Origin of the sequence: Acinetobacter sp. YH12126, from assembly GCF_013418745.1 — a bacterium.
GTDB classification, from domain to species: Bacteria; Pseudomonadota; Gammaproteobacteria; order Pseudomonadales; family Moraxellaceae; genus Acinetobacter; species Acinetobacter amyesii.
In genome coordinates this window covers 47,009-67,022 of record NZ_VPBM01000007.1, presented here as the reverse complement: position 1 = coordinate 67,022, position 20,014 = coordinate 47,009, and the positions used below count along the sequence as shown (strand labels likewise).

At 38.6% G+C, this 20,014-nt stretch carries 33 protein-coding genes; 16 read left to right on the top strand and 17 right to left on the bottom strand.

Features of this window, described 5'->3' with window-relative positions; translation table 11 throughout:
* Positions 1 to 11: 11 nt before the first annotated feature.
* From FTU62_RS06270 to FTU62_RS06255, 4 genes are all read right to left on the bottom strand, one after another.
* Positions 12 to 437 (bottom strand): DUF2280 domain-containing protein, encoded by a 426-nt coding sequence (locus tag FTU62_RS06270; RefSeq protein WP_180084059.1) that lies wholly within the window; start codon positions 435 to 437, stop codon positions 12 to 14.
* A 58-nt stretch (positions 438 to 495) separates the two neighbouring features.
* The gene (locus tag FTU62_RS06265; RefSeq protein WP_180102191.1) at positions 496 to 1,137 is read right to left on the bottom strand and encodes a putative metallopeptidase; all 642 of its coding nucleotides are present in this window, start codon (positions 1,135 to 1,137) and stop codon (positions 496 to 498) included.
* On the bottom strand, positions 1,097 to 1,534 hold the full coding sequence (locus FTU62_RS06260) for a hypothetical protein (RefSeq protein ID WP_180102190.1): 438 nt from the start codon (positions 1,532 to 1,534) through the stop codon (positions 1,097 to 1,099). The genes FTU62_RS06265 and FTU62_RS06260 overlap by 41 nt, the downstream gene beginning before the upstream one ends.
* Before the next feature lie 301 nt (positions 1,535 to 1,835).
* Complete coding sequence (locus tag FTU62_RS06255; protein WP_180102189.1) at positions 1,836 to 2,012, bottom strand: hypothetical protein; 177 nt, start codon at positions 2,010 to 2,012, stop codon at positions 1,836 to 1,838.
* Positions 2,013 to 2,053: 41 nt separating this feature from the next.
* Here FTU62_RS06255 and FTU62_RS06250 point away from each other — a divergent pair, with 41 nt between their 5' ends.
* Complete coding sequence (locus FTU62_RS06250) at positions 2,054 to 2,986, top strand: IS5 family transposase (protein WP_180102188.1); 933 nt, start codon at positions 2,054 to 2,056, stop codon at positions 2,984 to 2,986.
* A 70-nt stretch (positions 2,987 to 3,056) separates the two neighbouring features.
* On the opposite strand, the gene FTU62_RS06245 is transcribed toward FTU62_RS06250, so the two are convergent.
* The 12 genes from FTU62_RS06245 to FTU62_RS06190 form a co-directional block, all read right to left on the bottom strand.
* A complete protein-coding gene (locus FTU62_RS06245; protein WP_180102187.1) occupies positions 3,057 to 3,287 on the bottom strand; it encodes a hypothetical protein in 231 nt (76 codons plus the stop codon).
* Between the two features lie 1,456 nt (positions 3,288 to 4,743).
* Positions 4,744 to 5,193, bottom strand: a complete 450-nt coding sequence (locus FTU62_RS06240) for an XRE family transcriptional regulator (RefSeq protein ID WP_180102186.1) — start codon at positions 5,191 to 5,193, stop codon at positions 4,744 to 4,746.
* Positions 5,190 to 5,417 carry a hypothetical protein gene (locus tag FTU62_RS06235; RefSeq protein ID WP_180102185.1) on the bottom strand — a complete coding sequence of 76 codons (228 nt, stop codon included), beginning with the start codon at positions 5,415 to 5,417 and terminating at the stop codon, positions 5,190 to 5,192. The genes FTU62_RS06240 and FTU62_RS06235 overlap by 4 nt, the downstream gene beginning before the upstream one ends.
* A gap of 123 nt (positions 5,418 to 5,540) precedes the next feature.
* Positions 5,541 to 6,032, bottom strand: a complete 492-nt coding sequence (locus tag FTU62_RS06230) for a hypothetical protein (RefSeq protein ID WP_180102184.1) — start codon at positions 6,030 to 6,032, stop codon at positions 5,541 to 5,543.
* Positions 6,029 to 6,439, bottom strand: coding sequence for a hypothetical protein (locus tag FTU62_RS06225; RefSeq protein WP_180102183.1), 411 nt, complete (start codon positions 6,437 to 6,439; stop codon positions 6,029 to 6,031). The genes FTU62_RS06230 and FTU62_RS06225 overlap by 4 nt, the downstream gene beginning before the upstream one ends.
* Entirely contained in the window at positions 6,439 to 6,681 is a 243-nt protein-coding gene (locus tag FTU62_RS06220; protein ID WP_168377690.1) for a hypothetical protein, read from the bottom strand. The genes FTU62_RS06225 and FTU62_RS06220 overlap by 1 nt, the downstream gene beginning before the upstream one ends.
* Complete coding sequence (locus tag FTU62_RS06215) at positions 6,678 to 7,448, bottom strand: hypothetical protein (protein WP_180102182.1); 771 nt, start codon at positions 7,446 to 7,448, stop codon at positions 6,678 to 6,680. Before FTU62_RS06215 ends, FTU62_RS06220 begins: the two co-directional genes overlap by 4 nt.
* A gap of 1 nt (position 7,449) precedes the next feature.
* Complete coding sequence (locus FTU62_RS06210) at positions 7,450 to 8,337, bottom strand: replication protein (protein WP_180102181.1); 888 nt, start codon at positions 8,335 to 8,337, stop codon at positions 7,450 to 7,452.
* A complete protein-coding gene (locus FTU62_RS06205) occupies positions 8,334 to 8,642 on the bottom strand; it encodes a hypothetical protein (protein WP_180102180.1) in 309 nt (102 codons plus the stop codon). The genes FTU62_RS06210 and FTU62_RS06205 overlap by 4 nt, the downstream gene beginning before the upstream one ends.
* Complete coding sequence (locus tag FTU62_RS06200; RefSeq protein ID WP_257223084.1) at positions 8,639 to 8,896, bottom strand: hypothetical protein; 258 nt, start codon at positions 8,894 to 8,896, stop codon at positions 8,639 to 8,641. The genes FTU62_RS06205 and FTU62_RS06200 overlap by 4 nt, the downstream gene beginning before the upstream one ends.
* Before the next feature lie 44 nt (positions 8,897 to 8,940).
* Positions 8,941 to 9,441 carry a phage regulatory CII family protein gene (locus FTU62_RS06195; RefSeq protein WP_111884574.1) on the bottom strand — a complete coding sequence of 167 codons (501 nt, stop codon included), beginning with the start codon at positions 9,439 to 9,441 and terminating at the stop codon, positions 8,941 to 8,943.
* 57 nt (positions 9,442 to 9,498) lie between these two features.
* Positions 9,499 to 9,729, bottom strand: a complete 231-nt coding sequence (locus FTU62_RS06190; RefSeq protein ID WP_180102179.1) for a YdaS family helix-turn-helix protein — start codon at positions 9,727 to 9,729, stop codon at positions 9,499 to 9,501.
* 124 nt (positions 9,730 to 9,853) lie between these two features.
* Here FTU62_RS06190 and FTU62_RS06185 point away from each other — a divergent pair, with 124 nt between their 5' ends.
* The 15 genes from FTU62_RS06185 (at position 9,854) to FTU62_RS17380 (ending at position 18,628) form a co-directional block, all read left to right on the top strand.
* Positions 9,854 to 10,525 carry a S24 family peptidase gene (locus tag FTU62_RS06185; protein WP_180007948.1) on the top strand — a complete coding sequence of 224 codons (672 nt, stop codon included), beginning with the start codon at positions 9,854 to 9,856 and terminating at the stop codon, positions 10,523 to 10,525.
* 2 nt (positions 10,526 to 10,527) lie between these two features.
* Positions 10,528 to 10,743, top strand: a complete 216-nt coding sequence (locus FTU62_RS06180; RefSeq protein WP_180102178.1) for a KTSC domain-containing protein — start codon at positions 10,528 to 10,530, stop codon at positions 10,741 to 10,743.
* A 26-nt stretch (positions 10,744 to 10,769) separates the two neighbouring features.
* Positions 10,770 to 11,069 carry a hypothetical protein gene (locus FTU62_RS06175; RefSeq protein ID WP_180102177.1) on the top strand — a complete coding sequence of 100 codons (300 nt, stop codon included), beginning with the start codon at positions 10,770 to 10,772 and terminating at the stop codon, positions 11,067 to 11,069.
* 66 nt (positions 11,070 to 11,135) lie between these two features.
* On the top strand, positions 11,136 to 11,423 hold the full coding sequence (locus FTU62_RS06170; protein ID WP_180102176.1) for a hypothetical protein: 288 nt from the start codon (positions 11,136 to 11,138) through the stop codon (positions 11,421 to 11,423).
* 276 nt (positions 11,424 to 11,699) lie between these two features.
* Positions 11,700 to 12,362 carry a hypothetical protein gene (locus FTU62_RS06165; RefSeq protein ID WP_180102175.1) on the top strand — a complete coding sequence of 221 codons (663 nt, stop codon included), beginning with the start codon at positions 11,700 to 11,702 and terminating at the stop codon, positions 12,360 to 12,362.
* 1 nt (position 12,363) lies between these two features.
* Complete coding sequence (locus FTU62_RS06160) at positions 12,364 to 13,500, top strand: ImmA/IrrE family metallo-endopeptidase (protein ID WP_180102174.1); 1,137 nt, start codon at positions 12,364 to 12,366, stop codon at positions 13,498 to 13,500.
* Between the two features lie 182 nt (positions 13,501 to 13,682).
* Positions 13,683 to 14,036, top strand: a complete 354-nt coding sequence (locus FTU62_RS06155; protein ID WP_180102173.1) for a hypothetical protein — start codon at positions 13,683 to 13,685, stop codon at positions 14,034 to 14,036.
* Positions 14,037 to 14,238: 202 nt separating this feature from the next.
* Entirely contained in the window at positions 14,239 to 14,664 is a 426-nt protein-coding gene (locus FTU62_RS06150) for a hypothetical protein (RefSeq protein ID WP_257223082.1), read from the top strand.
* Complete coding sequence (locus FTU62_RS06145; protein ID WP_180102171.1) at positions 14,664 to 15,785, top strand: ATP-binding protein; 1,122 nt, start codon at positions 14,664 to 14,666, stop codon at positions 15,783 to 15,785. Before FTU62_RS06150 ends, FTU62_RS06145 begins: the two co-directional genes overlap by 1 nt.
* Entirely contained in the window at positions 15,782 to 16,951 is a 1,170-nt protein-coding gene (locus FTU62_RS06140) for a hypothetical protein (RefSeq protein WP_180102170.1), read from the top strand. The genes FTU62_RS06145 and FTU62_RS06140 overlap by 4 nt, the downstream gene beginning before the upstream one ends.
* Positions 16,948 to 17,205, top strand: coding sequence for a hypothetical protein (locus tag FTU62_RS06135; protein ID WP_180102169.1), 258 nt, complete (start codon positions 16,948 to 16,950; stop codon positions 17,203 to 17,205). The genes FTU62_RS06140 and FTU62_RS06135 overlap by 4 nt, the downstream gene beginning before the upstream one ends.
* A complete protein-coding gene (locus FTU62_RS06130; RefSeq protein ID WP_180102168.1) occupies positions 17,205 to 17,588 on the top strand; it encodes a hypothetical protein in 384 nt (127 codons plus the stop codon). Before FTU62_RS06135 ends, FTU62_RS06130 begins: the two co-directional genes overlap by 1 nt.
* Entirely contained in the window at positions 17,588 to 17,926 is a 339-nt protein-coding gene (locus FTU62_RS06125; RefSeq protein WP_180102167.1) for a hypothetical protein, read from the top strand. Before FTU62_RS06130 ends, FTU62_RS06125 begins: the two co-directional genes overlap by 1 nt.
* 166 nt (positions 17,927 to 18,092) lie before the next feature.
* Positions 18,093 to 18,407: a hypothetical protein gene (locus FTU62_RS06120; protein ID WP_180102166.1), complete on the top strand. Its 315-nt coding sequence runs from the start codon at positions 18,093 to 18,095 to the stop codon at positions 18,405 to 18,407.
* Complete coding sequence (locus FTU62_RS17380) at positions 18,407 to 18,628, top strand: hypothetical protein (protein WP_168377601.1); 222 nt, start codon at positions 18,407 to 18,409, stop codon at positions 18,626 to 18,628. The genes FTU62_RS06120 and FTU62_RS17380 overlap by 1 nt, the downstream gene beginning before the upstream one ends.
* Here the strand turns inward: FTU62_RS17380 and FTU62_RS06115 are convergent.
* Positions 18,538 to 19,839, bottom strand: coding sequence for a site-specific integrase (locus FTU62_RS06115; protein ID WP_180102165.1), 1,302 nt, complete (start codon positions 19,837 to 19,839; stop codon positions 18,538 to 18,540). The genes FTU62_RS17380 and FTU62_RS06115 overlap by 91 nt on opposite strands.
* Between the last annotated feature and the right edge of the window lie 175 nt (positions 19,840 to 20,014).

Genomic DNA, 20,014 nt, shown 5'->3' with positions numbered 1-20,014 from the left:
GTGGAATCCTTCTAATCTATAAACTCTCGAATAACTTTGATTTCCAAGTCAGCACCATCTTTACCAGTGTGCTCCTGACGAATTGTCCTGCCATCAGTTTCTTGATGTGCAAGCTTTAATAACTTTTGTTTTGCGACTTTGTTCTTCCCAGAGTCGTCATACATCTTTTGGATTTCTTTCAAACGGTAGAACTTGTTCGCAATTGGAATATCGATTAATCCTGCATCGAAATCCTGACGGGTTTTCTCAAACAATTGGACATATTTCTTGCTTAGGTTTTTCCCACGTCGCTTGGTTGGATCGTACAAAGCCACCTGAGATCGATCGAGAATCAGGTCAAACTCTTGCTTCACAAGATCCGCGACTTCTTGAGGGGTGTCACGGCAAGCAAGAGACTGAATTATAAAAATTTTCACAGGCTCTTTAAGTGTTGCCATAAATTCCTCTTTGTGTCGCTACGTGTCGCAAGATAGGCAAAAAAAAGAGCCTTTCGGCTCAGTTAATCACACAATTCCCACAACACGCTGCAATGTTTGTCTCCGATACAAATGGAGCATTTTTAGCAATATTCAATAGTCGTTGTACTGAGCTATCGATTCCGTGCTGACGTATTTCACCAAAGAAAACTTCAACATCATGGCCAGCCAAATAATGCTTCGGTAAGCCAGTCATATCGCTATAAATGATCTCACCATCTTCATCGCGCTCAACCCCAATGTGGTAAAGCTCATGTTCAATCAAACGGCAGAATTCGCGATCAGAGGTTTGCTCACAGAATGCTGCATCAATCGTTATTAAGTACTGAGGTACAAAGCCAAACCAGTCTCGCATTTGTTGTTCTTGACGAGCTTTCTTCCACCCGCCTTGGTTAAACATCACCTTTTCACACTGGCCTAGTACCATTCTCTTTTTAGCCATAGCCGCAGATGATGCCCATGCAAATGCTAAAAACTCTTCATTATCATGAATCAGCTCAGCGATATGATCATGGTCTGGGTTATGGAGTTGGCCACCAATAGTCAAATAATTATCTTTCACCCAGGCCAATAATTCTTGTGCTGGTGCAAGACGTATAGCGTCTTCTTCCTCAGCTTGATCAATCAGGTCTGTTGGTGGGAATGGTCTGATCTGTTCCATCTTCTAATCTCTCTAACTGCGACTTGATCCAACGAATCACACTGCCCGATTCAATTGCATGTGGCTCAAAACGCTGAATCTTATAACCCATATCTTCAGCCAAATCATACTTATTGAATGAGTTTGCTATCTTTCGACCACCGCGACCAACCGACCATGGACTACCTGCGATTTCTATAAGAAGATTCAATTTCACAATATAAAAATCAAACCGCCAATTTTTGGTTGATTCAAATTGAAACTTCCGACGATAACCAATTCGATATTCTTCTAATTCCTGAAATAGAGTTTCTTCTGCCTCTAAGTATTTTTCTTTTGCTTTAGGTAATGGCTTAGTGCGTGGCTTAGTTTTATGTGGGCGTTTCTTGGTTTTCCAGAAATAGTCATCTATGTCCATAAATTTCGCCCATTAAAAAACCTCCCGAAGGAGGCTGTGATATAAAACCACTTATGCAATTTTTTGCTTAGCTGGGATTCATGTAATAGAAATAAACCAGAATAAATATTAACAATACAAAAGCTAAAAAAAGATAAGTATTGATCGTATTAAAACTTTTAATAAACTTCCACCACATAATATGTGCAAATCTCACATTTTTAAATCAATGTGAATTAGATCACAAAAACACAATAGGTACAATTTTGAAAACTAACCTCAATAGTTCAATAGCAATCGAACCGCAGCCAGTCTTTTTGAATCACACATACAACGCTTCACGCAAATTCTTAATACGCTCTTTCAGCTTAATCATAATGCCGTCAATTGCGATGAGCTCGCTTCGAGTTAATCCTGTCCGACTCAAATTCTGATACTTAGACAGCTCAGCACTGCAAAATTCTAAGTCGTGTTTTGCCTGTACTTGGCTTTGTTGCACAAACCTATCTGTAAAGGCTTTCTCAGCGATATAATTTTCAAATGAAGAAGCCTACACACAAAATCTATCGCACAACCAATTGGCCCGCATATAACCGAGCACTCATGAGTCGCGGAAATATTGCCATTTGGTTTGATCCTGCTACGCAATGGTATGCTCCATCAAAAGGCAAACAAGGGCGAAATCAAACCTACTCCGACGCAGCTATCCAATGCTGCTTAATGATTAAATCCTTATTCCGTCTATCTTTACGTATGGTCACTGGCTTTGTGCAAAGTCTGATTAAACTTTGTGGATTAAATTGGACCGCACCAGATTCCAGTACGCTTTGTAGAAGACAAAAGCCTATTGATATTGCAATCAGCTACCAAAAAAGTAGCGATGGGCTGCATCTACTCATAGATTCTACAGGCATGAGGTTTCTAGGTGAGGGCGAATGGAAACGCAAGAAACATGGACCTGAATATCGTCGCCAATCGCGTAAGCTGCATATTGCTATAGATGCTGAAACCCTTCAAATACGCGCTATTCAGCTCACAACCAATAATGTCAGTGATTCACAAGTGCTTGGTGATTTACTCGATCAGATTCCACAAGATGAGCAGATTGACTCTGTTTATACCGATGGCGCTTATGACACCAAGCAATGCCGTCAGGTCATTGCAGATCGGCAAGCGCATGCGGTGATTCCACCTAGAAAAAATGCGAAACCATGGAAAGATACAAAGATCAGCTCGCTAGCGCGAAATGAATTACTTCGAACAGTTAAACGTTTAGGCAGGACATTATGGAAAAAATGGTCCGGCTATCATTGCCGAAGTTTGGTCGAAACTAAGATGCATTGCATCAAATTATTGGGGGATAAACTCAGTGCAAGAAAATTTGATAGCCAAGTCAATGAAATTCATGCACGTGTAGCAGTCCTCAACAGATTTACGAAATTAGGTCGACCACTTACCCAAGTTACGCCTTAAATTTGGCTCAATTAGGGGGCTTTGTATTTCAAATCTTTGTGCAACAAAGCCGCTATAAACTATACATTTTTCACCAAGGTACACAAAAGCTTAACCAGTCTTTTCTAAGTTGCAATAAATCCTCTTGTACCAATTTTTGGGATGTATATATGTAATAAGTAATTTTTGAATTTTCAATTATGTTGCGATGATAACGGACGTTAGAGACAATAATTTCTTCTGGGATATACCAATTCGGCCAAATTTTTTCATCAAACTGATATTCACCATATTTGTCTTTATTGGCAATCCAAATAGCCATATCACCAAATCTCAATATTATTAAACTCACACGCATCATATACTAAAATTTGTAATACAAAATCACATTAATAACATTTTTTGAGACATGCATTTAACTACGCTTTCGAAAGTCACATCTATTGAATATGTATTAATCGTGCAAATAAATCGTTAGACGAAAAACTCATAAAAAGGTGTATGACTTTTTATCTGCAATTAAGAGTTCATTTCATGAGAGATGTTGCTAAAAAAAATCATCAAATTGCAGCTAATGAATAAATATTTACCTGAAAATAGAATTTTCATATATTTATCTTATGGTTTTGTCTTATTTATTTAATAGTTATAAATCAAATATATTGATAATTTCTTTCAATTTACCTTATATATCATTTAGTTAAAAATCATACAAAAATAGTTGGTTTTTATTTTTAAAAACAATATCTTACTTGAACATTAATTATATTTGTCTATTATGTATTCAGAATAAAAAAACTTATCAGGGATTGAGTCAGTGCAATCGACCTATGAGTCAACTCGGTGGACTCATAGGTTTTTTTTAATGTCTATAGAGGGCATATACTTATAAAAAACAAAGTTTTCGTTAAACCAAAATCTCTACTATAAAAGCCCTATATCTCTATAGGGCTTTTAACCTTTATCTTTTGCGCTGACTTAGGTGCTTGTTTAGCTAAATTATTTTATAAATTTACATAAAAATTGTAAATAATTTAAAAAGCATAAACGCAAAAAAGTCTACTCTTTAGAAAACTGTAATATAAATTTATTTTTGACACTCTAATGTTTATGCTGAGTATTGATAATCCCCTATCATTTTTTCAACCCAATTAATAAAATTCTTTTTATCTTTAAATTCTGGTGCAGCATGACCGTATATGTTCTTTTCTACCCCAGAATATACTCCTTTGTAATTAAACGGCTTACTAGCAATGAACGTACATGGACTACCTTCGTGCATCTGTTCAAAAAAATAGCTAACTGCATGTACTGGCTTTTTGATGCCATCCCCTTTTTCTCGGCAAAAAATTATAAATCTGCTCTATGGTTATTTTAGAATTAGGCATATTAATTCTCGAGTATCTCTATTTCACTCTAAATTACAGATTTTTAATCAAAATACAATAGGAAGCAATGCACTTTAAACCCTTATTTTTTATAAGTATTTCTACAATCTAATAAGTTTATTTAAACAAATTTAATAATACTCTGATTATAAAAAAATACCCGCCAGTAGAAGATCTAGCGGGTATATAAACTGTATAAAAAATACCTGGCAACGTAGGAAGCTTCAGGTATATAAATTTTGCAAAAAAATACCCACGAATTTGGGCTGTGGGTATATAAACTGGAATCTTAAAAAAGCCCACCATTTGGCGAGCTTTTAAACTTAGTGAATTACTATAACTTCGTCCACTATAGCAGAAATATAGCACACTGCCTGTACAGGTCAATATCTAAATTGCCGCATTTGCAACTTCGTAATGAGATCTATTTAATTTACCCTGTTCAAATAACCAAGTTGCAACCTCTGGCCAAGAATACATGGTTGATTTTGACGCTAGGCCATACATAGGTTTAGGAAAGCTTCCATCACCACGTTTGTTTTGAGCATATAGTGACAAGGCTTGACGAGTCATACCTGCGCGTTCAGCCATTTCAGCTAAGGTTGAAAAACCTTTCTCTTCAACAATCAGGTCTTTGTATCCAAGAGATTGAATGTTTTCCAATGCTGATTGAATAGCGAATTCAGCGCTTTCTGCTTCGCGATCGAATTCCAAATATACTGTGCCATTGTAAGTGCAAAGTAATGCATCATCACAGCCAGCTTCAAAAAATTTATCTTCTAATTCAGATAGATCAGAACGTGCATCCCGTACCACAACAGTAAAGTGATAGTTATTCATGATTCATCTCCATTGCATTGCCGAATCTTTGCCTTGATCTGCTTTGCATGATTTTCAGGATTCTTAGGGGTACTCCAAACACTCATCTGGTGATCAGAATGACCCAAAATACATTTTAAGCGACAAAAAGCATGTCCTGAGTTACCAGTCTCAACCACATCCCAACCATTTTCAATAGCATACTCAATTGCCTCTCGAATATGCTTATTGGGATGTTTACTCATGCCTAATGCCTTATATTGTTATGGGAATTATATACACATGTTGACATACGTCAACACTATTTACAAATTATAACAACCAGGCACAAATAAATCCAACTAAAAAATCATCTGAATAGATATCTCTTACTTATTGTAAATAATGAATTGATAGCGTACATGCAACGCCGCCAGGCCACACTTAACATCCATGCGAGCATCCATCTGTGTACGTTCTTCATTTGCCATAGCAGACCATGAATTCCCATAAAAATAACGGCAAATGATGGCGTCTAGCCATTCATCCAACACCTCAGATTGCCCTTGCATGTCCAATATTAAACGCTGCACTGCGCGAGCTTCATTGTCATCAATCTGACAAGTTATTTTAGTGCGAGATAACTTTGGCTGAGCTTCAGATAAGAAATGAGCGGCTATAATTTCTTTCTTTTGCTCTTCCGTAAGTTTCTTGATTTTCTGCTTCACTACTGCCTGATCCATGGATACAGCAATAGGATTCACACTTTTCCCACATGTCCCAGATACTGAATTCATCCAAGCCCCAAACTGATACAACCAACCCTCCAAATCAAAACGCGTCCAATCTACCGACTGCATAATCGATACTGCTGCATTCATCCCAAATCCCCTACCATCTTCTCAATCTGCTGAATTGCTAAACCTGACTTCACTTGCTCTGTACTAAACCGTATAACCTGATAACCCAGCATTGTTGCCGCGTTATATTTCTCCATATCACCGATATACCCTTTACCCCTTGTATGCCGTCCACCACTCCAAATGCCACCTTCAACTTCAATCAAAATCATTCTTCCCTTTAGGTGGAAATCAGCCCTCCATTTGCGACTCTGGTGAAACTTAAATTCCTGTTCGAAATCTATCTTTAATGCTTTAAGTTCTAGCGCAAATTTCGCTTCAAACTCATTGGGTACCTTTTGACTTTTAACCTTAGGTCTTTTGGTACCTCGTTTAGATTTGGCACCACCGATCATTTGTTTGTATTCAGCAATTGAGTAGCTGGTCACTACTTCACTCCAAATAACTGCTTTGTTTTGTTAGTAGCGGTATAAGCACGTTCTACTTGCTTGCCATTACTCTGCAGATACCCAGCTTCTACAAGTTTCTTAAGATGTAAATTTAATTGGCAACGCCCCCAATCAGTCACGTTTTCCTCAAGCTCTAAAGCAGTCACCTCAGCAGTAGAAAATGCGATGTATACAAGTACGTTTTTAATCTCTTCAAATTTTTTAACGAATGAGGTGTTCATGAAGCACCGCCCAATACACGATTAAATCCATTCGCCATCATTGATTGATATTCACTTGGGTTTTCAAATGGATCTGGCCATTCGTTTTGAATCACTGCCTTTGCTTTATTTGCCTCTAATTTTTGGGGCTTCGGCACTTGGCGATTTCGAACATTTATTTTGGCTTTCAGATTGGCCAGCTGTTGTAGAGCTTCATCATTCGCAACCGGTACATGTTTTTTCTCAGATTCACTCCAGGCCAAACTTGGTCTTTCTTGATACCACTCTTGAAATCGCCCCTTGATCTGAGCTTCCAACACATAGGCCTCATACAAGCGAATAAATTCTTCTTTAGCTCGGTACATTTCACCATCATTGATGAGAAGCATGACTTGATCTAATGCGAACTTGGCCAAGGTCGTAATGTCTCGGTATTGAGAACTTCCATCTGCCAAAATAACCGGTTTAGGCTTCGTAATTTTTGTGTACTCACATGCTTTGATCCAAGCTTTTTGAGCATTCCACCAATCTTCGCCAATACACATTGTTCGGAAGTCAGCAAAGCTCGGCATGTACTTATTTCCACTGGTACTCAACAAGAGCAAACCACGTTGAAACTGTTCCGTAGTCACCCCAATCATGGCTTTAGCAACTCGGTCTTCAACAACTTGCATTGGGATTGAGTTCTTACCCTCTGCTGGGAAGTTTTTATTGAACTGTGATGCGTAGAGTGTTCGCAAAGTTGCAATCAACTCATGTACGTCGTCACGACAAACCAAGTGATTCATCTCAATATCCTCCCACCAAAGCGTAATCATCGGGTGTTACGTCGATAATGCTCGATCCACCTTGTTGATCAAAAGACTGAGCGAAATAACTCGGCTCCTGAATTCCAGTTAGATCTTGCTGCAGATTCTGCTGTTTTGGAGGGAAAACCCCTTGGTAGTTTCCAATGATTGAGTTTTCCAAGGATTGGTCTGCCAGAGATCCGTATGACTCGAGTTTTTTCAAAATGAGTTTTACAGCGTTTTCAGTGAGTGGCTTTTTAGCAGCTGTTCGCATATCCACAAATTGATTCCATAGATCCTGATTTACCAATCTTGGTAATTCACATGATTTCGGGTCATATGATTTTTGAGTTTCAACTTTTGGTTTTTCAGTCGAAGGTTGTTCTGAAACACGGGATCTTTTTTTATTTATTTTTTTATTTTGATTAGTGTCTTTTGATAGTGTTTTTTGTGTGTAAAAATTTTTTACTAGCAATGGTAAAAATTCTTTACTAGCGGGGTAAAATTTTTTTACTAGCAGTGGTAAAGAATCTTTACTAGCAACGGCTGCTTTTTCACCTAGTAAAAATTTTTTACTAGGGAATTTTACAGTCCAACCAACACTTGTTTCGTCACCAAGTTTGAAGGTATTTCCATAAATCGTGCTTGGTAATTCAACTAGCAAGCCAACATTAATCAGCTCGTTTTTTGCCTTGATGACTGTTGGACGGCTCTTACCCGTAATTTCCTCTAACTGGCTTAATGATATCGAATCCATCACTTTGTTCCAGCCACGTGTTTTACGGCACACCACAAGATAAATCTTGCATGCAGCATCCGAAATTTGGTTAAGCACTTCGTCCACAAATGCGTTAGGCACTTGAAAGCTATTGGGCGTAAATTGGCTCATTTTGAGTTCACCCCTTCATTAATCCATATAAAGCGTCCAAACATCAAAATCATTTCTGAACGCAGTAAGCTTGAGATAATTTCACCGGCATACCAGGCCGAGATCCGATGTTCATTGGTTAGCATTTCGATAAACTCATCACGTGTGACTGCAGCATTGGCTTCATCACGATTGATCTTGCGTAAGTTGGCCTTTCGGATATCCAATAAACCATTGAGCGTGCGTAGCGCTGGGTTATACCAACTCTGAACGCCTTGCAGGTGTTTGTGCTCAGGCTGCTTTTTAATTGCCTTGTTGGTGATCATGGAACCTCCGCAAGCGCTTGTTCAGCAGCAGTCAAACGACGTTTAGCCAAGACTTCAGCAACCGTTGCCGGACGCACTAAATGGCTCAGCGCAAAGTTGTGATTTCCATCCAGTAGTACACCATCACCTTGGACTTTATGTACGGTCATTAGATGGCCTGGTTTGATTGGGTCTGTGAAGACCACGACGTCGCCATTCAGGAATCCATCGTTTGCCATGTCATTGTTTTGTGGTATATTTGGTTTCAGATTCATTTATGATTCCCTCATAACTTGAATTAAAAGCCTGATCTTGACCATCAGGCTTTTTCTATTTCTAAATTTGATGTGTATTTTTTCATTTGCTTAAGCGCAGCCTGATCTACTGCTGCAATCAATTCTGTTAAGCCCTGCGTTAACTGGTGAATTTCTTCATATTCCGCAGGTGTAATAACGCCATCCTCATAAGCCTCATACACAACATGGTTTGCTTTGCCGCTTTTAATGTTGTGTTGCATCATTGCCTCAAAAATTGATAACTCATGATGTTTGCTTGAATCACAACCGACTGGCACAAGCGCATAACCCAACTGATGTGCCCATACGCGTAAAATTTCAGGATTTTGCGTATACATCATGATGGTCTCGAGCTTTTTTAAACTCGGTAAATGGTTTGGCATGCCTACGTTTCCGTAGTTGCAAATCGTGTTATGTGAATCACCAGTAACTTGAGCGATTTCTTTTGGTGAAATCCCCTTGGTCTGATTAATCATTTTAAAAATTGCCGTCTGTGCTTCACGGCTTAGTGTTATTTCTTGCATTGTGAAATCCTTGTTTTATTTCACGTTTATTTAAAACATTGACCGAGTGATAATTGGTTAAACCGAAAGCTTGTTGAATTCCTTAAGCGCAGGACAAAGATCTGATGCTTTGAATTTTCCATCTGTACTTTTTTCAGCACGCAAAGCTACTCGCTCGGACATTTTTTTGGTGCCGCGTACCCAACCAGACACAGCTGGCTGCTTTACCAGCAAAGCCTCGGCAGTGCATTCTTGGCTACCGAAATGTTCAACAAGTGATTGGTAGAGCTTTGTTTGGCTCTGGATCATGGTTATATCTCCATTAATTTATAACCATATTATAACTATAGTTATCATGCGTCAATAACTATAGTTGTTTGAATAAATATAACCAAGGTTATATATTTATTTTTAGAAATGAGAGTATTGATTTATGTCACTTAAAGATCGCCTGAAAGACTCCCGCCGCAAGGCTGGTAAAACCCAAGCTGAGGTTGCTGAGGCTGTGGGAATGAGTCAACCTGCCTATCAAGCACTTGAGTCTGGCAAAAATCAAAAATCAGCTTATCTACCTTTGATTGCCCAATTTTTTAGCGTAGATCCATTGTGGCTTTCGACTGGCGACTCGCCTGATGCATTTGATGCTAATGAGGTCAAAGCACCAATTGTTGTTACTGATGATCTCCGTGATCAATTCGTTTGGATTGATGTGGTCGAGGCTAATTTTTCATGTGGTACCGGCGAATCAATAGAATTTCATTTTGATGCTATTAATGGAAAAATTCCTTTTCCCCCATCATTTCTAAAAGATCGAAACGTTACAGAAAAAACCATGAAAATTATTAAAGCCAAAGGTGATAGCATGGCTGACTTTATTAAAGATGGTGATTTGGTAGGAATTAATTTGCAGCAAACCGACGTTATTGATGGTGAAATTTATGCGGTTTATTTAGCTGGTGAAGGTATGATCAAGCAGGTTTTTAAAGAAGCTGATGGCTCATTGGTTCTTCACAGCCTTAATGATAAATATAGAGATAAAATAGTCACTGAAGAAAATGGTAAAAACTTTAAAGTAATAGGTCGTCAAATCTGGCGTGCAGGATAAGCATGCAAAGAGTTGATGTAAATTCCAGAAATATCAGCCATGTGCTTTACCAGAACTTCTTATTGACGGTAGTACTAAGGACTGGCGAAAGATTCATTTATAGACTCCTTGAAGCCAGTACATTTAAGGATTTTGTTAACTCAAAAGATAGAGATAAATTTTATAAAACTCATATAGAAGCGAATAAGGAATTTAAGCGGATTCAACTTTTTGGGTGATTAAAACCCTGATAAAGGAAAATATAATGATCGCGACACTTAATAAATCCAAAACCGCGCTAACCATTAACCGTCAAGAGTTTAAATTAGCGCTGGGTAAAATCAGTGATGGCATTGATAAACAAATAGCGTCACTTAAGAAAGCCAAACAAAGCTATGACGCTGCAGAAATGGCACTCGAGGTTATCAGTGAGGCAAATATTTTTGAAGCTATTATTGAGGGCTTTAACGAAGCTGAAGGCACTAATTTGAAACTTGCTGACATAACTAATCTTGATGCTGCTCAAGGCTGGGTGGATGAATTTTTAGAAAAGTTTTCTAGGTAACAAGCCTTGATCCCTTAAATACCCTCAATGCCTGCAAGGCTAATTTTACTAACAATAGGAATGGTTATGTTAATTAAACGCCCTCCAAGACAATTTCCAGATTTGTGCACATATGAGCGCCAGTCCAAGGAGATGCAAGTAGCTATGATGCATCATATTGTCTCTTGTGTGCGTAGTGGTGACGAATTCAATATCACTGCAATAAGTGGTGCTCAGTCCTTTAAATTCGTAAAACTTCAGAGTGTGTGTTTTCACCATAACTCAGTAGATATATCTATCAAAAGGAATACTGGTGAAGTAATCAACATCCCCATAGACCTACTTGTTTCTATTGATTTAGCTAATTATGGATAAAGCTACGCTATTGAAAATGGGTGCCTAATCCTTGGCTGTCGCCATTATGTGGATGATGATGTTGAAATAAATAAAACCCTCGAATTCGAGGGTATTAAAACTGCGAACCCGACGCAGGACTTTGGAAAAGAACCTATATGAATTCGGATTTTTTTTATTAAAAGTTAATCAAAGCGTTTATATAGTCAGATGTTTACTTATTTCAGTCTTCTCTCTTGCCTAGTTAAAGATTTATGTGTTATTTTCCGACTTAGTTAAAGTTGGATACACACATTAATGGATAAACTACTTAAAGATAAAATCATAGATACACTCTCTACGGAGTTTAATTCATCTGATTTGGCTCATTTGCTTAATTGCTTAGATGAGAGTATTACTGGTGCTACAAAATTTGCTGTGGAGCTTTGCCCAACAAGGGAAATACAAAAGCCATTTCTTGGTCAAGCTGAGCATTTTTGTATACAGCAAGCAGTTAAAACGGCTGCAGATCACTCTGGGTTTGATTTTGAATTGCGGGAAACAAACCCTCAGGGTGCTCACTATCCTGTAATATCATCCAACTCCTTTGTAATTGCTGTAAAAAAAGCATCTACACCAGCATCGTGGTCAAAAACCAACTATATTAAGGAACTATCAACGCTGAACCTAATTCACGAGGATAGCCATAGTGATTTGTTTAAGTCATCTAATTCAAATAGCTTAAATACAATGTTTATGATTTTGAATGTGTATGTTTTGCCTGATCAACGTGTTGATGCCACATTACTAATCCCAAGCTCAGATCTAAAAAAAGTTCACTTTGCTATACCACTAAATAATGTAATTGAAGCTTCAGCATCTGTAACTAAAAACAAAGTTGTTATACCTGTTGTTAAATTAAAAAAGCAGTTATCAGAGTTAGACAGTCCTAACATTGTTCAGCAAAAATTTGGTAGTTAAAATGAATGCGAAATTTAATCCATCAAGATTGATTGAAGCGCGTGAAGCTAGAGGCATAAAGCAAACCGCACTTTCCTCGATTATTGGATATTCCACAACCTCCATTTCAAAATGGGAAAATGGACATATTGAACCCGACACACAGTCTCTTGATGCTATTTCTAATGCTTTGGGTTTACCAATGGAATGGTTTTATCAACCATCTCTTATAGCTTCATCTGTATATCATTTCAGATCACACTCTGCAGCAACTAAAACTGCTCAAGAGATAGCAAGAATTAGACTTAGATGGACAGCGGAGTTTGCCAATAAACTTGTTGAATGGGTTGATTTACCTGAAATAAATCTGATTCCGTCACCCTCTAGAGATGAAGCTTTAAATCTTACCAATGAGGAAATTGAATCATACGCTCAAAAACTTCGTGAGCATCTAGGGTTAGGTGTTAACCCAATACCTAACTTAACCCAACTTCTTGAAGCCTCAGGCATAATTATTGTTTATGAGGAGTCAGGTTTTACCAATATGGATGGTGTTTCTGCATGGATAGATGGAAGACCTTATATTTGGACTGCATCAGATAAAGCTAGCTGTGTGAGAAGCCGTTTTGATATAGCTCATGAACTTGGACATATTATTCTACATAAGAATCTAACTGCTGAAGATTGCAACTCAATTAAACACAAAAAGATTGAGGATCAAGCACATCTGTTCGCAGGCTGTTTTCTTATGCCACCAATAGCTATCTCCTCCTTGTTTCGGGTGATTACACTTGACACTCTATTGGCTCAAAAGAAGAAATGGGGAATATCTGTGGGAGCTATGATCTCACAATGCTCCAATGCAAATCTAACAAATGAAGATCAAACCTTGCGTTTACGAAAAAATATGAGCTTTAGAAAATGGAGAACAAGAGAGCCTTATGATGACTCTATGACCCCTGAAAAACCAATTTTATTTGAAAAATCTATAAAATTGTTACTTGAGCATGGTGGGTTTAAAAAAACAGATATTATCTCTAAATTTGGACTACCAAGAGTTGATATTGAAAAAATTGCAGCATTACCCAATGGCTTCCTGACTAACAACACTGATCCAGAATTAGTTCAGTTAAGGAGAGCAAATTTAACATTTGTTTAATACAAGAGATTGACAAGGCTCTCTATCCGCTAAATTAGCGGTTTTATTATGTCAAATCCCTCTACTCTAACCCACCCCAGCGGTGGGTTTTCTTTTATGTAGGTAAATGTAATCCACCCTTCAAATGTCAGTTTTGAACGAATAGTATAAATTTGGATATATTCACTTCAAAGGTTTGCTTAATGAAATACTTACTTGGCGCAATATTACTTGGACTAGCACTTACAGGCTGTACATCAACACCTCAAAATGAGGTTGTACAAGATAAGACGACTAATAATACCCCTGCTAATACTCAAGTGATTTACTTCACTGGACCAATGGATCTTACGCTCGAGCTTAAATCCTCTGACAACTTTGAAACTGCAGAATTAGTAGACAACTCAGGTAAAGTTCATCACTTAAAGCAAACTATTGCAGCATCAGGTGTACGTCTAGCTAATGACCAAGGTGTGTCTATTCACTTTAAACGTGGTGACGGTGTTGTGGAATTCGTTAAAGGTAAACCAATCAGCATTACTGAATACAAAAAATAAGCTGATTTCCAAAAATTAACCCACTTCGGTGGGTTTTCTTTTGCATACTATAACTAAAAATATAAATTAATATAACTATAATAATATTTTTATAACTATTGTATTGACTATAAAAATAACTATAGTTATATTTATCTCACAGACAACAAAAAAGCACATCGATCTTCTACCCCCGATGTGCTTTGCAAACTGCGAGATAAGTATGAACAAAACCTTAACCCCTTTCAATAGCCTCAAGGTAACACTTGTCGCTGCAACCGTAACAATCGGTGCATTAGCATTCGCCTACAAGCCGGAAGCTGCCAATACTCAGGTACTTCACAAAAGCATTCCTGAAGTTGCTACGGTCGCAGCAATGCAACTCACTTCTAAAAATTCAGGTAATGCAGTTATCCGTCTAGATAACTTCACCTTAGACGTTACCTTTGATTTTGAGCCTTTTGAAGACAGCTACGGCGTACCCGGAAGTGAATTTGATACGGCTGAAATTACCCAGCTATCTGTAGATCACATCACCGATGAATACGGCAACCCATTCCCCGACTTCACGGACTACAACGACCACCGCAACATCAATGAAATGTTGGTGCAGCACATGATTAAAAATCGTTTGTTGGGAGAAGTGTGATGACTATTAATATTATTCCGGCAGACCAAGCACTAAATGTCAGTGCCATCATCACTTACATCTATGCCGATCCAGGCCTCGGTAAAACTTCTTTAGGTTTTACTGCAGATAAAGCAGTTTCTTTCGACTTCGACCGTGGCGCACATCGTACCGGTGAACTTCGCCGTGGTGCTGTGGTACCTGTTCAGCAATGGGCAGATGTTGCAGGTTTAACAGCTCAAGACTTGGCACCCTACAACACCGTGGTCATTGATACTGTGGGTGCAATGCTTGAATGCATTAAGACTCACCTCTTGCTTCATCCCAATAACCGCCAGAAAGATGGTGCTTTAAAACTAAAAGCTCAGGGTTTGGCGAATCAAACGTTTAAACAGTACGTAAACACCTTGATCAGTATGGGTAAAGACGTTGTGTTTATTGCCCACGCCTCTGAGGATCAAAATAACGATCAGATTATTTACCGTCCTGACTTGGGTGGTAAGAACAGAAATGAGCTGTACCGTATTGCTGACATGATGGGTTACATGACCACTGTTACAACCCGTGAAGGACAGAATGCTCGAGTTATTAACTTCAAGCCATCACCTACTCACCATGCGAAAAACTCTGGTGCTCTTGGTGGTGAAGCGGGTGAGGTTTGGGTACCGGATCTAAAAGAGAATCCTATGTTTTTAGCTGGACTGATTTCAGATGCAAAGGCTCACATCAATACATTAACCCCTGCGCAATTGGCTTCAGCTAAAGCACTTGAAGACTTGGAAAACTGGAAACAAAGCTGTGATGAAGCGCTATATGCCAATGACCTAAACCAGTTAACTGAGTCTCTTGATAAGAGTCATATGTATTACCAAAACATGCGCCAAGCCATGCTACTAAAAGCCAAAGAACTGAATTGTACCTTTGATAAGCATAAAGAAACATGGATTAGTCCACCTGAATTTAATGGCATATCAGATGCGCAACGTGATGATCTATTAGCCTTCATCGATGAGCGTGGATTAGATACAAAAACTGTATGCGAGCATCTGGGTATAGATTCGCTGATGCAGATCGATGTATCGAAAATTCAAGAAGTAAAACAGGAAATAGATCAAATTGCTAAAGCGGGAGTAAATTCATGATTATCTTAAACGGACAAGAAGCATTTGCTGCCATGGCTGCAGGCCAAAATATTGAATGTCGTCATACTGGATCTGATTTAGATTTTGATAGCATTCGTAATTTCCCTGCGACTGTTTTCTTTGACCCTGATCATGAATTCCGCATTGCTGTCGTATATATGGCCATTGGTACCATGCAAGTTCCAGAAGCAATATCCGAAGCACCGGCAAAAGGCACTCCATGTTTTGCCCCTTCACTTTTAACAGCTGAATTGAGTAAATCATTCAAATGGAAAAACTCTGAATCGGACTTGGAATTACTCACTCGTGGCTTAGTTCATCTATATGAAGATAATGCGGTAGTTCATGCTCAGGCATTGATTTCAGTAAGTGGCGGGTCTTTAAATAAAGAGAAACCTGCCTCTGATACATCATTGCCTTGGGAGGATGAATCGGCTACAGAAGCTAAAAATAGCCAAATTCAAACATCAAATGATGTTGAAGAAAAGACATCGGTTGAACCTGCAGTTGAAGAGATTGAAACAGATCCAGTGAAACTGGTTGAAAAGTTCACTATGCAAATTAATGCATGCACCACCAACGAAGCAGTCTTGGCATTACGTCCGGTGTTCATGGCAAATGGTCATTTAGAACGTGAACACACTCAGCACCTATGTAAGTTAACTGAGGACAAGCTGCTTGAACTAGATCCTGAGCAATATACACCTAAGCCAGAACATACGACTGACAACTTAAGTGTTGAAGAACTCAAACGTTTGCAGATTGAGGCTGAAAAGTTAGTAGCAGATAAAAAGTTAGCGAGTGAATCAACAGATGATGAATATCAAAACCTTTTAAATGATCTACTAACACGTGCAACAAATGCTCAAACACCTAAAGAAGCCACCGCCCTTACCGGCTATACACGCAACTGGACAGAAACACAGCGTAAACCATTGTTGGATGCTATTCATAAGCGCCTACGTGAGCTTGCACCTGCAGAAGCTGAAATTAAAACTCCCCCTTCACTTATGGTTCAGATTCAAAATGCACCAGACTTAACTGCATTGGATGCATTGGAAATTGATGTTTCTGCACGTAGTCCTGAAATTCAACCAAAGTTAATGGACTACGTTAAAAAGCGTCGCTTCGAGCTTGAGAATCAAGCAAATGAGGTGAGCTCATGATTTATCCTAAATCATTAGTCCCGGCCTTCACAATGTTTTTAGCAACTGATGGATATCAATGCGTAATTAATAAAATTGTTGGTGAAGCTATTTTCACTAAAGCAAATAAACCTGGTTTGAAGATTGATAATGCGGGAAACATGAATGGTGCTGCTCAAAAGCGTTATGAGCTTTTTCTTAAATTATGGCTAAAGAATGGCAAAGAATTTATTCTTCGCCTTCAAGCCCAGGCCCTTATTTTAAAGGTGGCGTGATGGAAGATGACAAATTGTGGTGCGTAGGAATCTGCCCTGAAGATGATAGTCCTCATGAGCAGTCACCTGCCGCATCAAAAGAAATTGCTGAACGTGCTTTGGCTCGCTACAGAGCTATGACTAAGGCTGAAGGCAATCAGTTTATGATCGAATCATTTGATGAATACTTTCAGGTTCAAGAATGGGAAGGCACAGCTAAAAAACACCAGGAACAAATGTTTTACACAGAAGACTGGTTTAAAGAGCCAATGTATCAGTGCAAAAACATGCAGCAGGCTGAACAAGCTTTTATGTATGGTGAAATCGTGCACTGCTACAAAGATGATGCTGAGTTGATTACTTCTGATTTTGAAGAAGCCAAGCGCTTCTATAAGGTGGCGTGATGGATATTCAGAATTTTATAGCTGAATTTAAGAAAACATTTGTCTACGACATTCTTTCTCAAACGCTTCCTGATGAACAACTATTTGAGCATGTGGTAGATGGTGATGCGGTGCTTTGGTTTAAAGAGCAAACACGCCAAATGTGGCTAATGTGGGAGAAAGCCAAAGCGAATGCGGTGCCGGAAGGGTTTGTTTTGGTGCCTAAAGATCGCTTAACAAAAGCAGTGGATGGTATAGAAGCATTGTTTGAAGAAGATTGCACATTGGCTTTGGGCCAATTGCTTCCGATTCAACAGGATTTGAATGCAATGATCGAAGCACAGGAGCCAGCAAAATGAATGATTTTTACTGCCCTTATTGCGAACACGGCATGAATAAAGAAGACACTCACATCCATGAAGATGATGTTTTGGGTGAATGGGAAGTTGAGTGCCCGGAATGTAAAAAAAACTTTCGAGCTTACAGCAGAACCCGACATTCTTTATTCAACTACCGAGGTGTCTAATGACTGAAATTCAATTAACAAAATCCCAATTCGCTCAGCTCCAAATTGACAACTTAACTTCTAAAGACATGCCCTACTTTGAAAATTGGGATGCGCATGAAGTTGGACTGTTTAATGCGATTGTGAATGCGGTCGATTACGACAATGAGTTCACTTTCAATATGCGTGGGTGGTCTCGTCAGCGTGTAGTGAATGGCACAGGTGGCATGATCGAAGTAAATGAAATGAACGGGGATGAGCTTTATCATTTATTCAGTTGTTATTTAAGCAGGTTGCCAAAAGCAGTTTTTGAAAGTTTGAAGGAGGTGTCTTGATGGGATTATATATTTCAACGCCTGATTTGTTGAAGCGCTACGGTATTACCAAAGGCACTTTGATCAATTGGCGTGATAAACAGGATTTTCCAGAACCATTGATCAAAGCACATGGGCGCTCATGTAGTCGCTATGGCATTAAGGCTGTAGATGCTTGGGAAAGAAGTAAAGGGTTACTTGAGTCATTAGAAATACAGCCTTTAATATCGAAACGCTCGTGATTGTTCAATATGGTGCAGAGTTTATGGAACCACTTCTCATAAGCCTGCGCCTGTTCATCCATGTATTCATGTAAATCATAGGTTCCCCATACAGCAGGTAACCCATGACCCAGCATAATTTCACAAATATGCGGTGGCGCTAATTCGGATATATGTGTTCTCATCGTCCTGCGCAAATCATGCATAGTCCAATGCTGCATCTCTACATCAAATCGCTTACGCACATTGTCATTCACATATGGTGGAATTGTTGTTTGAAAGCTTTTTGAAAGCTTCGTATATGCTTTACCTTTTAAGTTTGGAAAAGCATATTCACAGCTATCAGGCGACAATGAAAAAACATACTTAATGAATGGCACAATATGCGGAATAAGGGGTCGGATAATCGGCTTGTGGGTACGGTCCCCCATCTTGTGATTCTCTGGTGGTACGTGCCAAATCATTTCCTGAAAATCAAAGTCAGATTTCTTAGCCAATCTTAATTCTGATACACGGCAGCCAAAGAACAGTAGCATAATAATAATGGCTTTGTTTTTTGGTGATATGGCATTGGATCTCAGAGAAGAATGCACCACCCAGAATATTTCCTGTTCTGAAAGATAACGGGAACGCTTCACTTTCTTTACGTTTAAATCAGCTGCTTTAAGATGCTGAATAGGCTGATTCATTAATTTCCCGTGTACACACCCCCAGCGCATAATCATTTTGAGATTACCAAGTATTTTCACTGCTACCGTTTTAGCACCATCTGTAATTTCAAATAATAGCGATGACCATTCTTGTAGGGTGACATCGTCACAAATTCTACGACCTATACGTGGATAAACGTGAATTTCAAATGCCCTTAAATCATATTCTTTTGAGACTTTATTTACGGCAATTGTATTAAACCAGAGGTCACATATTTCTTTGACGGTCAGCTGCTTCAGATAGTCGCTTTCCCCTTTTAGCTTAAGTTGCATTGGGTCCTTGCCTTGATCTAGCTCAATTTTATATTTATGAACCTGAGCACGAGCATCTTTTAGACCTAATAATGGGTATGTACCTAGATCTAGTCTTTTGGCTTGACCACCAAAACGATAGCGATATTGAAAAACGACTTTTCCCCTTGGGGATATTCTGACTGACAAACCATCTCTATCTGTTACAACTTCGACTTTTTCTCGCGGTTTCCCATTATTTGATTTTAGCCAACTATCACTTAAAGACATTTAAATTTTCCAGTCCAAATACTTTATACTCTGTACATATTCAAGCAGAGCAAAAATATGTACACACATATGTACATATTTTTTCTTGAAAGGTAAATAACTTTGTTAAACTTTGAAATTATTTGATCATCGTTAATAAACGCGAAAGTTGAGCAATTTCATTGAATCTAAAGCT